Source organism: Pseudomonas alkylphenolica (assembly GCF_016009175.1).
Taxonomy (GTDB): domain Bacteria; phylum Pseudomonadota; class Gammaproteobacteria; order Pseudomonadales; family Pseudomonadaceae; genus Aquipseudomonas; species Aquipseudomonas alkylphenolica_B.
Map to the genome: position 1 here is coordinate 1 of NZ_JADUCM010000054.1, position 16,398 is coordinate 16,398.

The window sequence follows — 16,398 nt, forward strand, 5'->3', positions numbered from 1 at the left end:
CCCACAGTTCTCGGTGCACGCCATTCATGCTTCTGGCCGAAGGCCGTAGGAGCCAGGCTTGCCGGCGATCTGGTGCGCAGCACCAGCAATGGCGGCCAATGCGGTGAGTCAGGCAAGCCGGTGTCGCCGGTGTTGCGGCCGCTCCGCGCCCGATCGCCGGCAAGCCAGGCTCCCACAGTTCTCGGTGCACGCCATTTATGCGTTTGGCCGTAGGCCGTAGGAGCCAGGCTTGCCGGCGATCTGGTGCACAGCACCAGCAATGGCGGCCAATGCGGTGAGTCAGGCAAACCGGTGTCGCCAGTGTTGCGGCCGCTCCGCACCCGATCGCCGGCAAGCCAGGCTCCCACAGTTCTCGGTGCACCCCATTCATGCTTCTGGCCGTGGGCCGTAGGAGCCAGGCTTGCCGGCGATCTGGTGCGCAGCACCAGCAATCGCGGCTAATGCGGTGTGTCAGGCAAGCCGGGGTCGCCGGTGTTACGGCCGTTCGGCGCCCGATCGCCGGCAAGCCAGGCTCCCACAGTTCTCGGTACACGCCATTCATGCTTCTGGCCGTAGGAGCCAGGCTTGCCGGCGATCTGGCGCGCAGCACCAGCAATGGCGGATAATGCGGTGTGTCAGGCTGGCCGGGGTCGCCAGTGTTGCGGCCGTTCCGCGCCCGATCGCCGGCAAGCCAGGCTCCTACAGGTTTCGATGAGGGCCGCAAGGCCCTGCCTCACATCAACGGCAAGGTGTAGCCGATTATGATGCGGTTTTCGTCGATATCGGACGTCAAGCCCCCGCTGGAGCGGAAGGTGGCATTGCGCAGGCGAACGTTAAAACCTTTGAATGTGCCCGACTGGAAGACATACACCAGGTCACTGTCGCGCTCCCATTCCTTGCCGCCACTGACCCGCGCCGTTTCGATGTTGCGGCCGTTCACATAGCGGGTCATGAAGGCCAGACCCGGCACCCCGAGGGCGGCGAAGTCATAGTCGTAGCGCGCCTGCCAGGCATCGGTCTCGGCCTTGGTGAAGGTGTTGACCGTCACCAGGTTGACCGAGTACGGGTCCAGGCCCGGGAAGGCGAAGTCACCCTCACCGGACAGGTTCTGGTACCCGACCCCGAATTTATGCGCGCCAACACCCAGCGTCAGCATGCCGTTGAAGAAGCGGTTGTCGATCCGCCCCGCGTCGACCCGCCCAGCGCTGCGAAAGCGCTGGTCACCTTGTTCGCCGGTGTCGAAGTAGCGCAGGTCGGTCTTGAGCGTTACGCCCTCGGCCAGGGTGGCGTTGTGCACCAGCCCGGCATAGTGCTGCTGGTAGATGTTGTCCATCTGCGCGTAGTAGTAACTCAGCGCCAGTGTCGGGCTCAGGGCGTAGGTGCCGCCCACCAGGTCGAGGTGGGCGCTGTCGACACCGCTGTAGTTCATCTCGTCGTTGCTCGACGAGTCGCGCTGGTTGATCTTTTCCAGGCGTCCGGCATTGACGGTCAGGCCGGCAATCTCCTGCGACGTCAGCAAGCTGCCGGCATAGGTGGAGGAGAGCAGGCGCGTGTCGTTGTAGGCGGCCACCGGTAGCTGCGGCTGCAACGTACCGACCTTCAGCACGGTTTTCGACAGCCGCACTTTGGCGGCCAGGCCCAGTTCGCTGTAGGTGTCTTCCGGCTCCAGGCTTTCGGCGCCGTAAGCCAGCAGGCCGGTGCCGCGCCGGTCGCGGCTGGAGTCGAGCTTGATGGCGGTTTCGGCAATGGCGTCCAGGCCAAAACCCAGGGTGCCCTCGGTGAAGCCCGATTCGATACGTGCCGTGAAGCCTTGCGCCCACTCTTCGGCCTTGGCCTGTGGCGCGTTGCTTTGGCGGAAATCACGGTTCATGTACATGTTGCGGGCTTCGATGCTGGCTTTGGTGTCGCCGAGAAAGTCGGCGTGTGCCATGTGGCTGAAGCCACAGGCGGTACCGAACAGGCAGGCCAGTGCCGGGGCAGTGCGTGTAATCCTGGTCATTGTTGTTGTCTCTAGGATTGCTGTTGGCGTGTTGGCACGGCGTTGGGTCCTTGCGCCGCACGTAAATCATGTAGCCATATTGTTAAGTTATTAACAATAGTCTTTTTCACTAAAAGAAAAGATAACGGACCATCAATGGCAGCTATCCGTGCTGTTAATTCATTGAAATAGAAAGACAAAATCTCACTTTTCAACCTGCGTAAATCGCCTGCATCGACGCGTGAAGGCGTGCGCAGTGGTTGACAATTGCTGGTAAAAAATTAACTTATTAACGTATTGCGCTTCCTTAGAGCCTTCGCGCCAGCGTGGCCACAACAACAAAACGGAGCTAACACCATGAAAACAATGACAATTACTGCCTTGTGCCTGGCCATGGCGGGCGCCGCGTCGGCACAGGCCGAAACCGTCACCCTCAAGGTTGCGCACTTTCTGCCTTCTACTTCGAACGCTCAGGTCAACATCATCGAGCCGTGGTGCGAGCAACTGCGCCAGGAATCCAACGATCGCATCAAGTGCCAGCTGTACCCGTCGATGCAGCTGGGGGGAACGCCGGCCAAGCTCGCCGACATGGCGCGTAACGGTGTGGCCGACATTGTCTGGACCGCGCCGGCGTATTCGGCCGGCAAGTTTCCACGGGTCGAGGCGCTGGAGTTGCCGTTCGTACTGCCCTACGGCGGCAAGGCCGGCAACGAGATCATCTGGAATTTCTACGAGCAGTACGCCAAGGACGACTTCAAGGGCTACAAGGTGCTGGTGGTGCACGGTGACGGTGGCATGAACCTGCACACCCGCGGCAAGGCCGTGCAGACCCTGGCTGACCTCAAGGGCCTGAAGTTGCGGGCATCGAGCCGCACCGCCGCGAAAACCGTCGAAGGTCTGGGGGCGACCCCGGTGAGCATGCCACCGGCGCAGATGACCGAAGCCATTTCCAAGGGCGTGGTTGACGGTGCCCTGGCGGCCTGGGAAGTAGTGCCCGCCACCAAGCTGGATGAAGTCACCCAATACCACAGCGTGACCCCCGCCGGGCAGCCCGCATTCGGCTACACGGTGCTGGCGATGCTGATGAACCAGCGCAAGTTCGACAGCCTGCCGGCAGACCTGCAGGCCATCATCGAGCGCAACAGCGGCAAGGTCCTCTCTGAACGTTTCGCCACGGCCTGGGACAAGGCCAGCGATGCCGCCTATGTCGCCACACCGGCTGCAGGCCGGGTAGCCATCGACGCGAAAGATTACAGCCTGATGCAAGCCTCAACCGCCGACGCTGTGCAGCAGTGGATCAAAGAGGCCGATGAAAAGGGTCTGGATGGCAAGGCGCTGGTGCAAGACGTGCGTAGCCTCTCCGGCCTGGCGCAGTAACCGCCATGCAGGAATCTCTGACTATCGAGTTCGATGCCGAGCAGCATCGCGGGTGGGTGCGCCGCACGTTGTTGGCGCTTACCCAGAGTTTTGCGTTGGCCGGCGGCGTGTTGCTGATCGGCCTGGTCGCCATGTCGATGGTGTCCATCGTCGGGCGCAAACTGTTTTCCATGCCCATACGCGGCGACATGGAACTGGTGGAAGTCGGCGCCGCCATTGCCATTGCGGCGTTCCTGCCGCTGTGCGAGTTGCGCGGTACGCACATCAAAGTCGATGCGCTGACCTCGTGGTTGCCGGCGCTGGCGCGTGACACGCTGGATGGCATCGGTCATCTGCTGTGCTGTGCGGCGGCCTGGATTCTGGCCTGGCGCACCTGGCTGCAGATGCTCGACAGCCGTGAGTTTGGCGAGACCACCACGCTGCTGGCATTCCCCTTGTGGATCCCGCTGTTGCTGATCGTCCCCAGCCTGGTGCTGCTGGGCTTCTGCGCGCTGGCGCGTATTCAGGATATCTGTCGTAAAGCCGGGAGGCGCGCATGAGCGGTTTGGCATTGGGGCTGACCGCCCTGGGCATCACCACGTTGCTGTTGCTGTTGCGGGTGCACATTGGCGTCACGATGCTGGTGGGCGGCGCGGCGTGCTTTTGGGCGATCAACGATGGCGACCTGTCGAGCCTGTTGTTCACGCTCAACTCGTTGGCCTACTCGCGGCTGTCCAACTACGACCTGGCGGTGATTCCGCTGTTCGTGATGATGGGCCAGTTCGCCACCCATGGTGGTTTGTCGAAGGCGATCTTTCGCTGTGCGGCGGCCTTTATCGGGCACTGGAAAGGCGGCATGGGGCTTTCGGCCATTGGCGCCTGCGCCGGTTTTGGCGCGATTTGCGGGTCTTCTTTGGCAACCGCTGCGACCATGAGCCATGTGGCGCTGCCAGAGTTGCGCCGGCACAAATACTCGGGGCGCCTGGCCACGGCTACTGTGGCAGCGGGGGGGACCCTGGGCATTCTGATTCCACCTTCGGTGCCGTTGATCATCTATGCGGTGTTGACCCAGGAGTCGATCGCCAAGCTGTTCGTCGCGGCTATCGTCCCCGGCGTACTGGCGATCATCGGCTACATGATCGTGCTGCGTGTCATGGTTGCCCGTGACGAGAGCCAGGCCACCGTATCGGAGAAGGCGTCGCCGGCCGAACGGGCCAAGGCGTTGATCAACGTCTCGCCGGTAATTGGCGTGTTCCTGGTGGTGATCGTCGGTATCTACGGCGGCTGGGCCAACCCGACCGAAGCGGCGTCCATTGGTGCTGCCGCGTGTGGTGTACTGGCACTGTGGCAGGGCGGCATGCGCTGGAGCGGCTTTCGCGCGAGCATGCTCGGTACCGCCGAAACCACGGCAATGATCTTTCTCGTGCTGCTCGGTGCCGACCTGCTCAACTCGGGGCTGGCGCTGACCCAGATGCCCGGTGAACTGGCGGCGTGGGTGATCGGCAGCGGCCTGGCACCGATGCTGGTACTGCTGGTGATTCTTGGCCTGTACCTGCTGCTGGGCTGCGTGATGGATTCGTTGGCGATGATCCTGCTGACCATTCCGATTTTCTACCCGATGATCATGGGCCTGGATTTCTTCGGCATGAGCGAGACCGACAAGTCCATCTGGTTCGGCATCCTTGCCTTGATGGTGGTGGAAATCGGATTGATACACCCGCCGCTGGGCATGAACCTGTTCATCGTCCAGCGCAGTGCCGGCGATGTTCCCTATGGCGAAACCGCCAAGGGCATCGTGCCGTTCCTGTGTTCGGACCTGGTGCGCATTGCCTTGCTGGTCGCCTTCCCGGGGCTGAGCTTGTGGTTGCTGACCTTCTGAGTATGTATTGAGTACCGTGCTCCTTTCGGGCCGCCTTCGGGCGGCCTTTTTCGTTGCACCGATACCTGCACCGACTTAGCCGCGCTTGAGCTTCAGTTGCCGCGCCGCCCAGGCACAGTAAACCAGCAGCAAGGCACCGGCCCCCAGCTGAACGGCTGGCGCACCCAGGTGGGCGGCGAGCATACCGGCGAGCAAGCCGCCGATGGCATCGAAGCCGAAGCGCGTCGAGGTGTACAGCGAAACGACCCGCCCCCGTAGCGCCTCCGGGGCATCGCTTTGCAGCAGGATATTGGTGCCGACATTGCACACGGTGATGCCGAACCCGAGCAGAGCCATGGCACCCAGCGACAAGCCGATCTGGGTGCTGGCGGCGAACAGCAGCATGGCCAGTGCACTGGCAACGGCACAGATCAGTAACAAGCGCTGCAGGGCCGCGGTGCTGCGGTTGCCGGCCAGCATCACGCTGGCGCTCAGCGAACCCAGCCCGGCAGCGCCCCACAACCAGCCCAGGGTGGTGGCATCACCGCCGAAGATATCGCGGGCGAATACCGGTAGCAGCACCACGTAGCTGGAGGCGGTGAGGTTGACCACCATGACGCTGACCATCATCTGCTTGATCTGCGGGGTGTCCAGGGCATAGCGCAGCCCTTCGCCGAGGACATTGCGAAACGAACCACTGGCCCGCAGTGAGGGCGCCAGGCGTATGCACGCAAGGCCAATGACCAGCGCCAGGTACGACACCGCGTTCAAGGTAAAGCACACCGCTTCGCTGACCACCGCCAGCAACAGGCCGGCCAGGGGTGGGCCGATGAAGCGCGACAGGGTAAACAGCATGGCGTTGAGCGCGAGGGCGTTGGCCAGGTCCTGACGGTCGTCGACGAACTGGCTGAGCAGCGATTGGCGCAGCGGCGTGTCCACGGCATTGAGCACGCCAAGCAGGGCGGCCATGGCAACGATCAGGGTCGGGCCGATCTGCTCGCTGGCGGTCAGCCCGGCGAGGACCAGGGCCTGCAGGGCGAGCGCCGACTCGACCAGGATCAGCAGCCGGCGTTTGTCATGGCGATCGATCCAGGCACCGGCAAAGGGCCCCACGAGCAATTGCGGAATCAGCGCGGCGAACGTGGTCAGGCCGAGCAGGGCGACAGAGTCGGTCAGCCGATAGATCAACCATGACAAGGCGACTTGCTGGATCCAGGTACCCAGCGTGGAAATCGAGTGGCCAATGAAGTAAAGGCGGAAATTGCGGTGGCGCAGGGCGCGCAGGGAACTGGGCCAGTGGCGCATGACTGAGTACGGCTCCGGTACCGGGTGGGGGCGCCATGGTAAAGGTTTCGTTGCGTTGTTAACAATTTTTTCGGCGAGCACATCTGCCGGAGATTCGACCGGCTCGCACGGTCGCACATAAAAAAGCCAACCCGGCAAAGACCATACTCCATCACGCGGTCTACACCGGATCGGCATTCACTGGCGGAGCAATCAGAACTCGTACTTGGTGCTCAGCAGAAAGCTGCGAGGCTCACCGTACGAGCCGCTGTAAAAGTTGTCATCCAGGGAGCTGATGTACTTCTCGTCGAACAGGTTGTTCACCGTGGCGGTCGTCGACCATTGCGGGGTCAGCTGATAGCGCGCCATCAGGTTGACCGTCGCATAGTCGCCCTGTTTGGCCTTGGCCGGCGCATTCAACTGCCACGAGTCCACGGTGAAGTGGATACCGCTCTGCCAGTTCACCCCACCACCAATGGTCAGGCGGTCCAGCTCGCCAGGCAGGCGATAGGTGGTCCAGAACTTGACCATGTCTGCCGGGATGATGGTCTTTACCCGTTCACCGTCATTGTCCTTGACCACGGCATGGGTGTAGCTGGCCGCGACGTTCCAGTCCGGCATGAGCTCGCCGTTGACTTCCATGTCGATGCCTTTGGTCTTGGTTTTCTCCGCTTTGTAGGCGGTGATCAGGTCGTTGCCGTCCACGGTGCCGTCGGCGACCGCATCGTTGTCCAGCTTGACCTCGAACAAGGCGATGGCGCTGTTCATGCGACCGCCAAAGTATTCACTCTTCAGGCCGATTTCGTAGTTGTCGCCTTCACGCGGGTCGAGCAGCTTGCCGTCGCGTGCGCGATAGGGCTGCGGCTTGAAGATGCTGGTGTAACTGGCATACACCGAGTGCACGTCGTTGAGGTCGTAGACGATGCCGGCATAGGGGGTGACTTCGCCGCTGACCTTGACCGAGTCGTCGGTGTTGAAGCGCACCATGTTCGGCACGTTGTAGTGCAGCGAGGCATCGTATTTGTAGTTGCTGACCCGCGCACCGAGGATCACCGACAAGTCGTCGGTGGGCTTGAGGCGGGTGGCGAGGTAGGCGCCGTTCTGCCACTGGTTGATGTCGTCGTCTTCACGGTTCATGGTGTAAACCGGCTTCGGGCCATAGTTGTCCCAGGTCCAGATGTTCACCGGCTTGCCGCTGACGCCGTTGTCGCTGCCACCACTGGCGGTCAGGTTGCCGAAGCCGTTGCGGCGGTTTTCGTAATCCTGGTAGTTGAAGCCGACCACCAGGTCGTGGGTGCGGCCACCCAGTTCGAACGGCCCGGACAGCATGATGTCGACGCCGCGCTGTTCCTGGGTGTTGTCACCCTTGGTGGCGGTATAGCGCAGGCCGTTGCCGGTCGCGGCATTGACGAAGCCGGTGGTGGTGCCCACGATCACCGAGTCGTAGTCACGGGTGCCGTACAGCGAGTTGGCGGCCACTTTCAGGGTCCAGTCGTGGGCCAGTTTCTGCTCGATCGAGGCAAAGGCGTTGACCGACTCCTGACGGTTGGTGCTGTCGCGGCTGGCGCCGTTGTCGGAGCGTTTCATCTGCACGCGGTTGCCTTTGTTGTCGATGATCGGCAGGCCGGTGGTGGAAAATCCGCGCGGATCGCTGTTGAGGTATTCGACGCCAACGCTGAGCAGGGTGGTGTCGGTCAGGTCGGCTTCGACGATGCCGTAGAGCACCGTTTTTTCCTGCTGCAGGTGATCGGTGAAGCTGTTGCCTTGCTGATACGCGGCCACCGCGCGACCGCGCAGGTTGCCGGTTTCGGTCAGCGGCCCGGACACATCGACTTCGCCGCGGTACAGGTCCCACGAACCCAGGCCGCCACTGACGTAGCCCTTGAAGGTGTCGGTGGGGCGCTTGCGCACCAGGTTGATGGTGCCGGAGGGGTCGCCTGCGCCCGACATCAGGCCGGTGGCGCCACGCACCACTTCGACCCGGTCGTAGATGGCCATGTCCGACAGCGCTTGCGGCAGGGCCTGGCTGAAGGCGAAGGAGGTGGAAGGCACGCCGTCGTACTGGTAGTTGTCGATCGCCAGGCCACGGGAAAACACATACAGGCGGTCGCTGCCCGGGCTCTGCACGTTGATGCCGGGGGTTTGCTCCAGCACCTGGCCGATGCTGCGCAGGTTCTGGTCGTCGATGCGCTGGCGGGTCACGACACTGACCGATTGCGGTGTTTCGCGCAGGCTCAGGTTGAGCTTGGTGGCGGTGTTGGTGGACCCGGTGGTGTACGAACCTGTGCCTTCGGTGGTGCTCCCCAGCCCCGACGCGGCAATGGTGGTGGTGCCCAGTTCGACCGAGCTGGATGAACCGCGGCCGGTCACCGTCAAGGTATCGCCCTGCAGGCTGTAGGCCAGGCCCGTACCGCCGAGCAACATGCGGATTGCCGCCTCCGGTTGCAGGCGCCCGCGCACCGCTGTGGCGCGCAGGTTCATGACGTCGTCAGGGCTGAACAGCAGCTGCACGTCGGCTTGCTGGCCGAAGCTTTGCAAAGCACTGGACAGCGGCTGCGCCGGAATGTCGAAGACCACTTCGCGTGCTTGAACCTGGGCGCTCAATGGCAGGGCCAGGGCCAGGGCAAGGCCCAGGGTCGTGGATAAAACGCGAGGCTTGAGCAGACCGCGCATCATCAGCGCTTTTGCTAGGGGTGAAAGGGCGTGTGCTGACATGTTGTGCTCTTGGAATGTTGGCAATTTATTGATAATGATTTTGATTACTGCTGATGAGACGTTTGCAGGCCCGCATTCCGGAAAAAAAACTTCACGGCGGGCCATTTTTTAAAAGGGAAGGTTCAGGCGGGGTGTAACTGGGTGACCACGCTGCCGGCTTTCATGCGCAGTAACTGGTCGGCGACATCGAAGTAGCGATCGTCGTGAGAGATGACGATGATGGTCTTGCCCAGGCGCTTGAGGTCGGGCAACAGCTCGGTGTAGAAGATGCGCCGGAAGGTCGGGTCCTGGTCGGCGGCCCATTCGTCGAACACCAGTACCGGGCGCTCTTCCAGCCAGGCGTTGAGCAGTGCCAGGCGTTTGCGTTGGCCGGTCGACAGGTCGGTGGTGCTGAACACGCCGTTTTGCACGCGCACCTTGTGGTCGATCTCCAGGCGCCGCAGGTAACGGTCGGCATCGGCCGGAATCTGCGTGTCGCCCTGGACCACATCGTCGAACAGGTAGTAGTCGGAAAAAATGGTGGTGAACAACTGGCGGTAGTCGTCGCGGTTCTCGGCGCCGACCGCTGCGCCGTTAAGGGTGATGCTGCCCCCCTGAGGCGCATAGAGGCCGAGCAACAGCTTGATCAGCGTGGTTTTGCCGCAGCCGTTTTCACCGACGATGAAAATGATCTCGCCTTGCTCGATGCGCACATTGACCGGGCCCAGGCGAAACGGCTCGACGCCTTCTACCCGCGGGAAGCTGTAGGTGACATCGACAAGCTCCAGGTTGTGCACCGGCGCCTGTGCTTTTTTGCTGTCGCTGAGCAGCAGGTGCGGCTCGGGCGAAGAGAACTGCTGCGACAGCTCGGCGATGCGCCGGAAGGCAATCTGCGCACGGCTGACAATCGGCAGGGTGCTGATCAGGTGATCGAGCGGGCCTTTCATGTACAGCAGTACCAGCACAAAGCCGCTCATCGCGGCTTTGTTGTCGCTGGGCCACAGCGACTGCATGGCCAGGGCCAGGCCGATCACCACAAAGAACAGCATCGAGCCGAAGCTCTTGGCGATCACGAAGGTGTTGATCGAACGGATCTGCGTGTTGCAGATGCGCTCGGCCGTTGCCTGGATGCCTTGCTGGTACATGCGCTGGCGCCGTGGCCGGTGAATGCGCAGTTCCTTGGCGCCTTCGGCAATCGCGTGGTAGTGCTTTTGCAGTTGGTCTTCCGCTTCGCGCGCCGCTTCGAAGCCTTGCAGGCCGCGGGAGCGGGCGATGAATTGCACGGCGGTGCCGAGGGCGATCGCCAGCAGTATCAGCAGGAACATCGGCCATGACAACATCGCCAGGTAGCCCAGGCAGCCGAGCACCACGGTCAGCGAAATCGCCAGGGGCGCAAAGGCGAAGGCGAAGTCGCTGATGGTGTCGACGTCGTGGGTCAGCACCGGGATCAGGCGGTGGCTGCGGTAGCGTTCGATCTGCTCGATGGGGGCCGACAGCACTTTTTCGCCGAGCTGTTTGCGCAAGGTGGCGATGATGTGCTGGCCGACGTGGTTGGTGCCGATGTCAGAGCCGATCGAGCTGAGCAACGCCAGCACACACAGGCCGGCAAAACCCAGGACAACGCCTTGGGTCAGGCCGCTGTCGCTGTGCAAGGCGCCGTTGATGGTGGCCAGCAGCGTGGTCACGCTGAGGCCACCGACCATGCCCAGTGCGATGGACAGCCCCACCAGCGGCCAGAACGGTTTGAGCAGGCCGAACAGGTCACGCACGGCGCTGCGGGATGGACGGGTCATTGACGTCACTCGCTTCAGGCGTTGATCAGGTCGGCAGCCACGGCGCGTTCGCGCGTGGCCAGGGGCGTGTTCAGGGCGCGGTACAGCGACTGGCTGATTTCATCGGCACGCGCCGGCAGCACCGACAGCAGGGTGTCGCTCAGGCCGTGGGAGGCTTCGCAGAATCCTTGCAAGTAGATGCTGGCGGTGAGGCGGTCGTCGCTCAGCGCGCGGTAGTGGCGGTCGACCTGGTAGTCCTGCAGGTAGTCCTGCAAGGGCGCCAGCAAGTCGCGGTGCGAACGCCGCTCGTAGCCGGTAGCAAGGATCACCGCATCATAGCGGTGGGTCTGGTCTTTGCCGGTGGCATGGTCGCGCAGGGTCAGTTCGATACCCTGGTCGCGGGCGCTGACGGTCTCCACTTCGCGGCGGCACAGTACCGAGTGACGGAACTGATGGGCGACCTTCTGGCGGTAAAGAATCCCGTAGATGCGCTCGATGAGGTCGATGTCGACCACCGAATAGTTGGTGTTGTGGTACTGCTCGATCAGCTTCTCGCGGTCCTGCGGTTTCTGGTCGAACACCAGGTCGGTGTAGGCCGGGGCGAAGATCTCGTTGACGAACGGGCTGTCGTCGGCGGGTTTCAGCGCTGAGGAGCGCAGGATCATGTCGACTTTCACCGACGGGAAGCTGTCGTTGAGGTCGATAAAGGCTTCGGCGGCGCTCTGCCCCGAGCCGATAATGGCAATGCGCATGGCCTGGCCCTGGGCACACGGCAACTGTTCCAGTGAGGCCAGGTAGTGGGAGTGGTGGAATACGCGCTTGTCGTGCTTGAACGGCGCAAACGCCGCCGGGATGCGCGGCGAGCCACCGCTGCCGACCACCACCGAGCGGGTCAGGCGCGTGTGTTCGCGGCCCTGGCTGTCGCGCGACACCAGCTTGAGCAGGTCGACGGTGTTGCCGCCCAGGTGCGGTTCGATACGCACCACCTCTTCACCGTAAACGGCCTGGTCGCTGAAGTGCTCGGCCACCCAGCGCAGGTAGTCGTTGAACTCCAGGCGGCACGGGTAAAAGGTGCCCAGGTTGATGAAGTCGACCAGGCGGCCTTGGGTGTGCAGGTAGTTGACGAAGCTGTAGGGGCTGGTGGGGTTGCGCAGCGAAACCAGGTCTTTGAGAAACGAAATCTGCAGCTCGCTCTGGGTCGCCAGGGTGTTGCCGTGCCAGCGGTAGTCCTGCTGTTTGTCGATAAACAGCGACTTCAGCGCCTGGCCGCTGCTTTGCGCGCGCTCTTGCAGGGCAATGGCCAGTGCCAGGTTGGAAGGGCCGAAGCCCACGCTGATCATGTCGTGGAGCGTATCGTGCGAAGTCGTCTGGCTCATGGGCGTGAATTCCTTGAATGAAGGCTGGGCGGGTGCATGAGAAAGCAGGCCCTGCGGCGGCGAGTCGCAGCAGGGGATCTAGCTTGAAAACGAGCGGGCAGCGGTGGAATTTAGCGCGCGGTCCGGTTGTGCCCGGCCGCGCGCCGGGGGTCAGAGTTCGCGCACTACGCGCCGGCCAAGCCAGTCGCCACGGGTGTCGGCAGGGCGGTCGTTACGGTTGCCAGAGCGTGAAAAAATCGGTGCCTCGCCCCAGTCGTTGCCACGGATATGCCGCGTGGTACAGCCCGGTTCGACCCAGGCGCTGCCATCGGTGGGGGCGCCGACATAGTTCTCATGCCAGCAGTCGGCGACCCATTCGTAGACGTTGCCATGCATGTCGTAAACGCCGAAGGCATTCGCCGGGTAGCTGCCTGCCGGCGAGCTGAAGCTGTAGCCATCACGCGGGCCGTAGGTATTGGCATTGCGGGTGATCTGGTAGTCGCCGTCCGGGTCCATGGCGAACGGAAAGGGACCGGTACTGCCCGCGCGGGCGGCGTACTCGCGCTGCGCCTCGCTGACCATGCGGTAATGCTTGCCGGTCTTCTTCGACAGCCACTGGGTGTAGGCCTGGACGTCGTGGTAACTCATGCACACGGCGGGCTGGCGCGGTTCCTGTTTATAGCGTGGCTTGCTGGCCCTGCATTCACGCCCGGGCCGGGTATCGCCGTCGGCAATGGTTACGCCTGCTTCGCGCAAGTAGGCATCCCATTCACCGGCGGTGACCTGGAAGCGGCTGATCGCAAATGGCTTGGCAAAGGTCACGGTGTGCAGGGGGCCTTCGTCGGGCTGGCGACCGACTTCGTCATCCGGGGTGCCCATCGGGTAGCTGCCGGCAGGCAGCACGACCATTTCCGGGCAGGCCGTGGTGCAGTCGCGAAACACGCTGCCGGGTGCGCCGGGGGTAGCGGCCTGGGCGCTGGACAGTCCCAGCAGGGCCACCGCAGCGGCCAGCGAACGGTAGAAGGGGAGCGATAAAGACATGAGTGCGCCTATTCAGGTTTTTTTGATCAGGAGGTCCATGGCCCGGTCGATTTCCTGCTCGTTGTTGAGCAGGCCGGGCGCCATGCGCAGCACCGGGCCGACGTCGCGGTCGACGGCATCGACGACGATGCGGTGGTGGTTGAGGTAGGCGGCCAGGGCATCGGGGTCCTGGTCCTTGACGCGCAGGAAGGTGAAGCCCGCCGAGTACTCGGGGCTTAGCGGAGTCACCAGTTCGATGGCCCGGTGTTCGAGCAGGCGTTGCTTGAGGTAGTCGTTGAGCTGGTGAATGCGTGCCTGGACATCGGCCTTGCCCAGTTGCAGGTGCAGCTCGAACGCCTTGCCCAGCGCCCAGCGGTGCTCGAAGGCGTGATAGCCGCCGGGGGTCATGATGGTGGCGAAGTCCTTGTCTTCAGAGAAGGTGGCAAAGGTCGGCACCAGGTTGCGCATCGACTCGCTGGCGGCGCAGATGATCCCGGTGCCGCGCGGGCCGAACATCCATTTGTGCGTGCCGGCGATGAAGTAGTCGCAGTTGAAGTCGGCAAAGTTGGCGTTCTCGACGCCAAAGCCATGCACGCCGTCGACCACGTAGAGAATGCGCCGGTCTTCGTCGCGGTCGCGGTTGTGCGTGCGCACCAGTTCGCCGATCTCGCCGATGGGCAGCTTGACCCCGCTGCCCGAATGCACCCAGGTCATGCCCAGCACCCGGGTGTTGGCGTTGATGGCCTTGTCGAGGGTGCCCAGCACCTGGTCGCGGGACACCTCGCGCGGGTGCTGGAACAGGCGCAGCTTGCGCACCGTGGTGCCTTCGTTGCGCTGGCGGAATTCCAGGGTTTTGCGCGTGGCGTAATGCTCGTGTTCGGTGGTGAGGATCTCTTGCCCGGGGGCGACCTTGAGGCGGCCATAAATCATGCCCAGGCCTTCGGTGGTGCTGCCGGTGAGGGCGATCTGCCGGGGGCGAACCGCCAGGTAGCGGGCGGCCCAGTCGCGTACCTCACCCTCGCGCTGCCATTCGATTTCGCTTTCCCAGTCGACCCAGCGCGCCGGGTGACGGTCGATTTGCGCACGGTAGTAGTCGATGGCGTCCTGCACCGGCTTTGCGTGGGCGGTGACCAGAAAATTGGCGAAATGCGCGTAGTTCGGGTCCAGGGGAAACAGCTGGCGCAGCTGTTGCCATTTGTCTTTGCCGCTAAATGCCGGAGCCGCACCGGCCAGCGCCTCGGGCAGCAGTGGCAGGCTGGCGGCGAGCAGCCCCGCCTGCTTGAGAAAAGTACGACGGTCAGTCATCGCGAAGGCTGCCTGTTCAAGGAGTGGAGAGGCTGGCGACAGGGCGCGCGGCCTTTTGTACATCGGCCCACACCCGCAGGAAGTTGCCGCCCCACAGCTTGGCAATATCGGCCTCCGAATAGCCGCGGCTGAGCAGCTCGGCGGTGACGTTGCGGATCTCGCTGACATCCTTCCAGCCATCGAGGCCGCCGCCGTCGTTGAAATCCGAGCTGATGCCGACGTGGTCGATGCCCATTTTCTTCACGGCATAGTCGATGGCATCGCCATAGGCCTTGAGGTCGGCCTTGGGTTCTTGCTCGACGATGTCGTAGAGCGTGCCGGCATACTCGCCAAAGCGCTTTTCCGGCCAGATGGCGATCACCGCATCGCCCGGCATCAAGGCGTTGGCCAGGCCTTGCAGCGGTTGCAGGTCGAAGCGCGCGCGCAGGGCCTCGAGTTTCTCCAGGCTCGGCTTGCTCAACGGCTTGAGGTAGGTGCCGAAGGCTACGACCTGCAGCACGCCGCCGCTGTTTTTGATCAGTTGCATTTCCTTGTCGCTGAGGTTGCGCGGGATATCCACCAGCGCCCGTGGCGCCGAGTGCGATGCAACCATCGGCGTGCGGCTAAGGCGGGCGACGTCTTCCAGGGCCAGAGTCGACATCTGCGACACATCGATGATCACCCCCAGGTCGTTCAAGCGTGCCACCGCCTGTTCGCCCAACGGCGACAGGCCGCCCAGCGCGTCCGGGGTGTCGTTGAAAAACGGCAGCGGTCGTGACGAGTCGGCCCAGTCGTTGTTGGCCACGTAGCTGAAGCCGAACATACGCATGCCGCGTGCGGCCCACAGGTCCAGCTGGGACAGGTCTCGGCCCAGCGGGTAGGCGTTGAGCATGCTGATGAAGATGGCGAACTTGCCTTCGCCATTCAGGCGCCGGAAGTCATCCGGGGTGTAGGCAATGCCGACCTGGTTGGGAAATTCGCGGACCATGTTGCTGATGATCTTGTAGCGCACTTCCTGCTGGTGCCTGGCCTCGTCGACAAAGCCCGGAGTAGGGCGATGCGGTGCATTGGGGCCGTTCCACAGTTCGGGCCAGCCGAATATGGTCAGCGCCGCGCCAGACAAACGGCCTTTGCCGGCCTTGATCAAGTCGAACTGGCCACGCCCGTCCTTGTCCGCCTCGTTGCCTTCCGCGCCAAAGGTCAGTGGCACGGTGATATGGCTGTCGAACGACAACATGTGCTCATGCAGGGCGTTGGCCTGCTCGACGATCTTGCGCGGGTAACCGGCGCTTTGCTGCAGGTAGACGTAACCGGCAGCAGTGGCGCCCAAGGCCACCGCCAGGGCAAGGGGCAGGCCGATGTACAGGGCTTTGCGGGAGCGGGTCGTGGTCATTGCCATCTCGTTGCTGGGCTGATCGGAACGCCTTGCCCCGGCACGCAGGCGGGCCGCAGGGCAAAACGGGGGTATCAGGAGGGACGAGCGGCGGGGGGGTAAATTTATGATGCTTCGCGGAATACTGGGGGTGCTTCAGGGTGCTCCGGGGTGATTGGATGGTGAGCTTATCCATTCCCTGCGGCGAGGCTACCGGCCCCTTCCGCCCTTACGGCGGGTCCCTTTTGTCTTGGCAAAAGGAACCAAAACCGCCTGCTCCTGCATACGGCCCTACGCTTCGCTCCGGGTCCCTTCGCTCCGGCGCCCTCCAGGGGCATCGCGGCCTACGACTTGCTTCGCCAAGTCTCCGACTCGCGAACTTCGGCTACGGCCGAAGGGTGCTGCGCACCAGCCCCCTCCAGACACCTCCACTCAGCCTCCTGAAG

The 16,398-nt window shown here is 63.1% G+C and carries 11 protein-coding genes; 3 read left to right on the plus strand and 8 right to left on the minus strand.

What is annotated here, in order from left to right; all coding sequences use genetic code 11:
* Positions 1-712: 712 nt before the first annotated feature.
* Entirely contained in the window at positions 713-1,978 is a 1,266-nt protein-coding gene (locus I5S59_RS25660) for an OprD family porin (protein ID WP_197879069.1), read from the minus strand.
* A 336-nt stretch (positions 1,979-2,314) separates the two neighbouring features.
* Here I5S59_RS25660 and I5S59_RS25665 point away from each other — a divergent pair, with 336 nt between their 5' ends.
* The 3 genes from I5S59_RS25665 to I5S59_RS25675 are packed head-to-tail and all read left to right on the plus strand — an operon-like array spanning position 2,315 to position 5,192.
* The gene (locus I5S59_RS25665; protein ID WP_197879070.1) at positions 2,315-3,334 is read left to right on the plus strand and encodes a TRAP transporter substrate-binding protein; all 1,020 of its coding nucleotides are present in this window, start codon (positions 2,315-2,317) and stop codon (positions 3,332-3,334) included.
* A gap of 5 nt (positions 3,335-3,339) precedes the next feature.
* Entirely contained in the window at positions 3,340-3,873 is a 534-nt protein-coding gene (locus I5S59_RS25670) for a TRAP transporter small permease (RefSeq protein ID WP_197879071.1), read from the plus strand.
* Positions 3,870-5,192, plus strand: a complete 1,323-nt coding sequence (locus I5S59_RS25675) for a TRAP transporter large permease (RefSeq protein ID WP_197879072.1) — start codon at positions 3,870-3,872, stop codon at positions 5,190-5,192. Before I5S59_RS25670 ends, I5S59_RS25675 begins: the two co-directional genes overlap by 4 nt.
* Before the next feature lie 75 nt (positions 5,193-5,267).
* Here I5S59_RS25675 and I5S59_RS25680 read toward each other — a convergent pair whose 3' ends face one another.
* The 7 genes from I5S59_RS25680 to pvdM form a co-directional block, all read right to left on the minus strand.
* Positions 5,268-6,476, minus strand: a complete 1,209-nt coding sequence (locus I5S59_RS25680; protein WP_197879073.1) for an MFS transporter — start codon at positions 6,474-6,476, stop codon at positions 5,268-5,270.
* A 192-nt stretch (positions 6,477-6,668) separates the two neighbouring features.
* The gene (locus I5S59_RS25685) at positions 6,669-9,170 is read right to left on the minus strand and encodes a TonB-dependent siderophore receptor (protein ID WP_232239984.1); all 2,502 of its coding nucleotides are present in this window, start codon (positions 9,168-9,170) and stop codon (positions 6,669-6,671) included.
* Between the two features lie 122 nt (positions 9,171-9,292).
* The gene (locus I5S59_RS25690; protein ID WP_197879074.1) at positions 9,293-10,942 is read right to left on the minus strand and encodes a cyclic peptide export ABC transporter; all 1,650 of its coding nucleotides are present in this window, start codon (positions 10,940-10,942) and stop codon (positions 9,293-9,295) included.
* Positions 10,943-10,956: 14 nt separating this feature from the next.
* Complete coding sequence (locus I5S59_RS25695; protein ID WP_197879075.1) at positions 10,957-12,297, minus strand: lysine N(6)-hydroxylase/L-ornithine N(5)-oxygenase family protein; 1,341 nt, start codon at positions 12,295-12,297, stop codon at positions 10,957-10,959.
* Positions 12,298-12,447: 150 nt separating this feature from the next.
* On the minus strand, positions 12,448-13,317 hold the full coding sequence (locus I5S59_RS25700; protein ID WP_197879076.1) for a formylglycine-generating enzyme family protein: 870 nt from the start codon (positions 13,315-13,317) through the stop codon (positions 12,448-12,450).
* A gap of 12 nt (positions 13,318-13,329) precedes the next feature.
* A complete protein-coding gene (locus I5S59_RS25705; RefSeq protein ID WP_197879077.1) occupies positions 13,330-14,601 on the minus strand; it encodes an aminotransferase class V-fold PLP-dependent enzyme in 1,272 nt (423 codons plus the stop codon).
* Positions 14,602-14,617: 16 nt separating this feature from the next.
* Positions 14,618-15,973 (minus strand): pyoverdine-tailoring dipeptidase-like protein PvdM, encoded by a 1,356-nt coding sequence (pvdM, locus tag I5S59_RS25710; protein ID WP_197879078.1) that lies wholly within the window; start codon positions 15,971-15,973, stop codon positions 14,618-14,620.
* Between the last annotated feature and the right edge of the window lie 425 nt (positions 15,974-16,398).

Coding starts and splice junctions, on each gene's coding strand:
- I5S59_RS25660 (WP_197879069.1), bottom strand. CDS start 1,978: ATGACCAGGATTACACGCACTGCCCCGGCACTGGCCTGCCTGTTCGGT.
- I5S59_RS25665 (WP_197879070.1), top strand. CDS start 2,315: ATGAAAACAATGACAATTACTGCCTTGTGCCTGGCCATGGCGGGCGCC.
- I5S59_RS25670 (WP_197879071.1), top strand. CDS start 3,340: ATGCAGGAATCTCTGACTATCGAGTTCGATGCCGAGCAGCATCGCGGG.
- I5S59_RS25675 (WP_197879072.1), top strand. CDS start 3,870: ATGAGCGGTTTGGCATTGGGGCTGACCGCCCTGGGCATCACCACGTTG.
- I5S59_RS25680 (WP_197879073.1), bottom strand. CDS start 6,476: ATGCGCCACTGGCCCAGTTCCCTGCGCGCCCTGCGCCACCGCAATTTC.
- I5S59_RS25685 (WP_232239984.1), bottom strand. CDS start 9,170: ATGTCAGCACACGCCCTTTCACCCCTAGCAAAAGCGCTGATGATGCGC.
- I5S59_RS25690 (WP_197879074.1), bottom strand. CDS start 10,942: ATGACCCGTCCATCCCGCAGCGCCGTGCGTGACCTGTTCGGCCTGCTC.
- I5S59_RS25695 (WP_197879075.1), bottom strand. CDS start 12,297: ATGAGCCAGACGACTTCGCACGATACGCTCCACGACATGATCAGCGTG.
- I5S59_RS25700 (WP_197879076.1), bottom strand. CDS start 13,317: ATGTCTTTATCGCTCCCCTTCTACCGTTCGCTGGCCGCTGCGGTGGCC.
- I5S59_RS25705 (WP_197879077.1), bottom strand. CDS start 14,601: ATGACTGACCGTCGTACTTTTCTCAAGCAGGCGGGGCTGCTCGCCGCC.
- pvdM (WP_197879078.1), bottom strand. CDS start 15,973: ATGACCACGACCCGCTCCCGCAAAGCCCTGTACATCGGCCTGCCCCTT.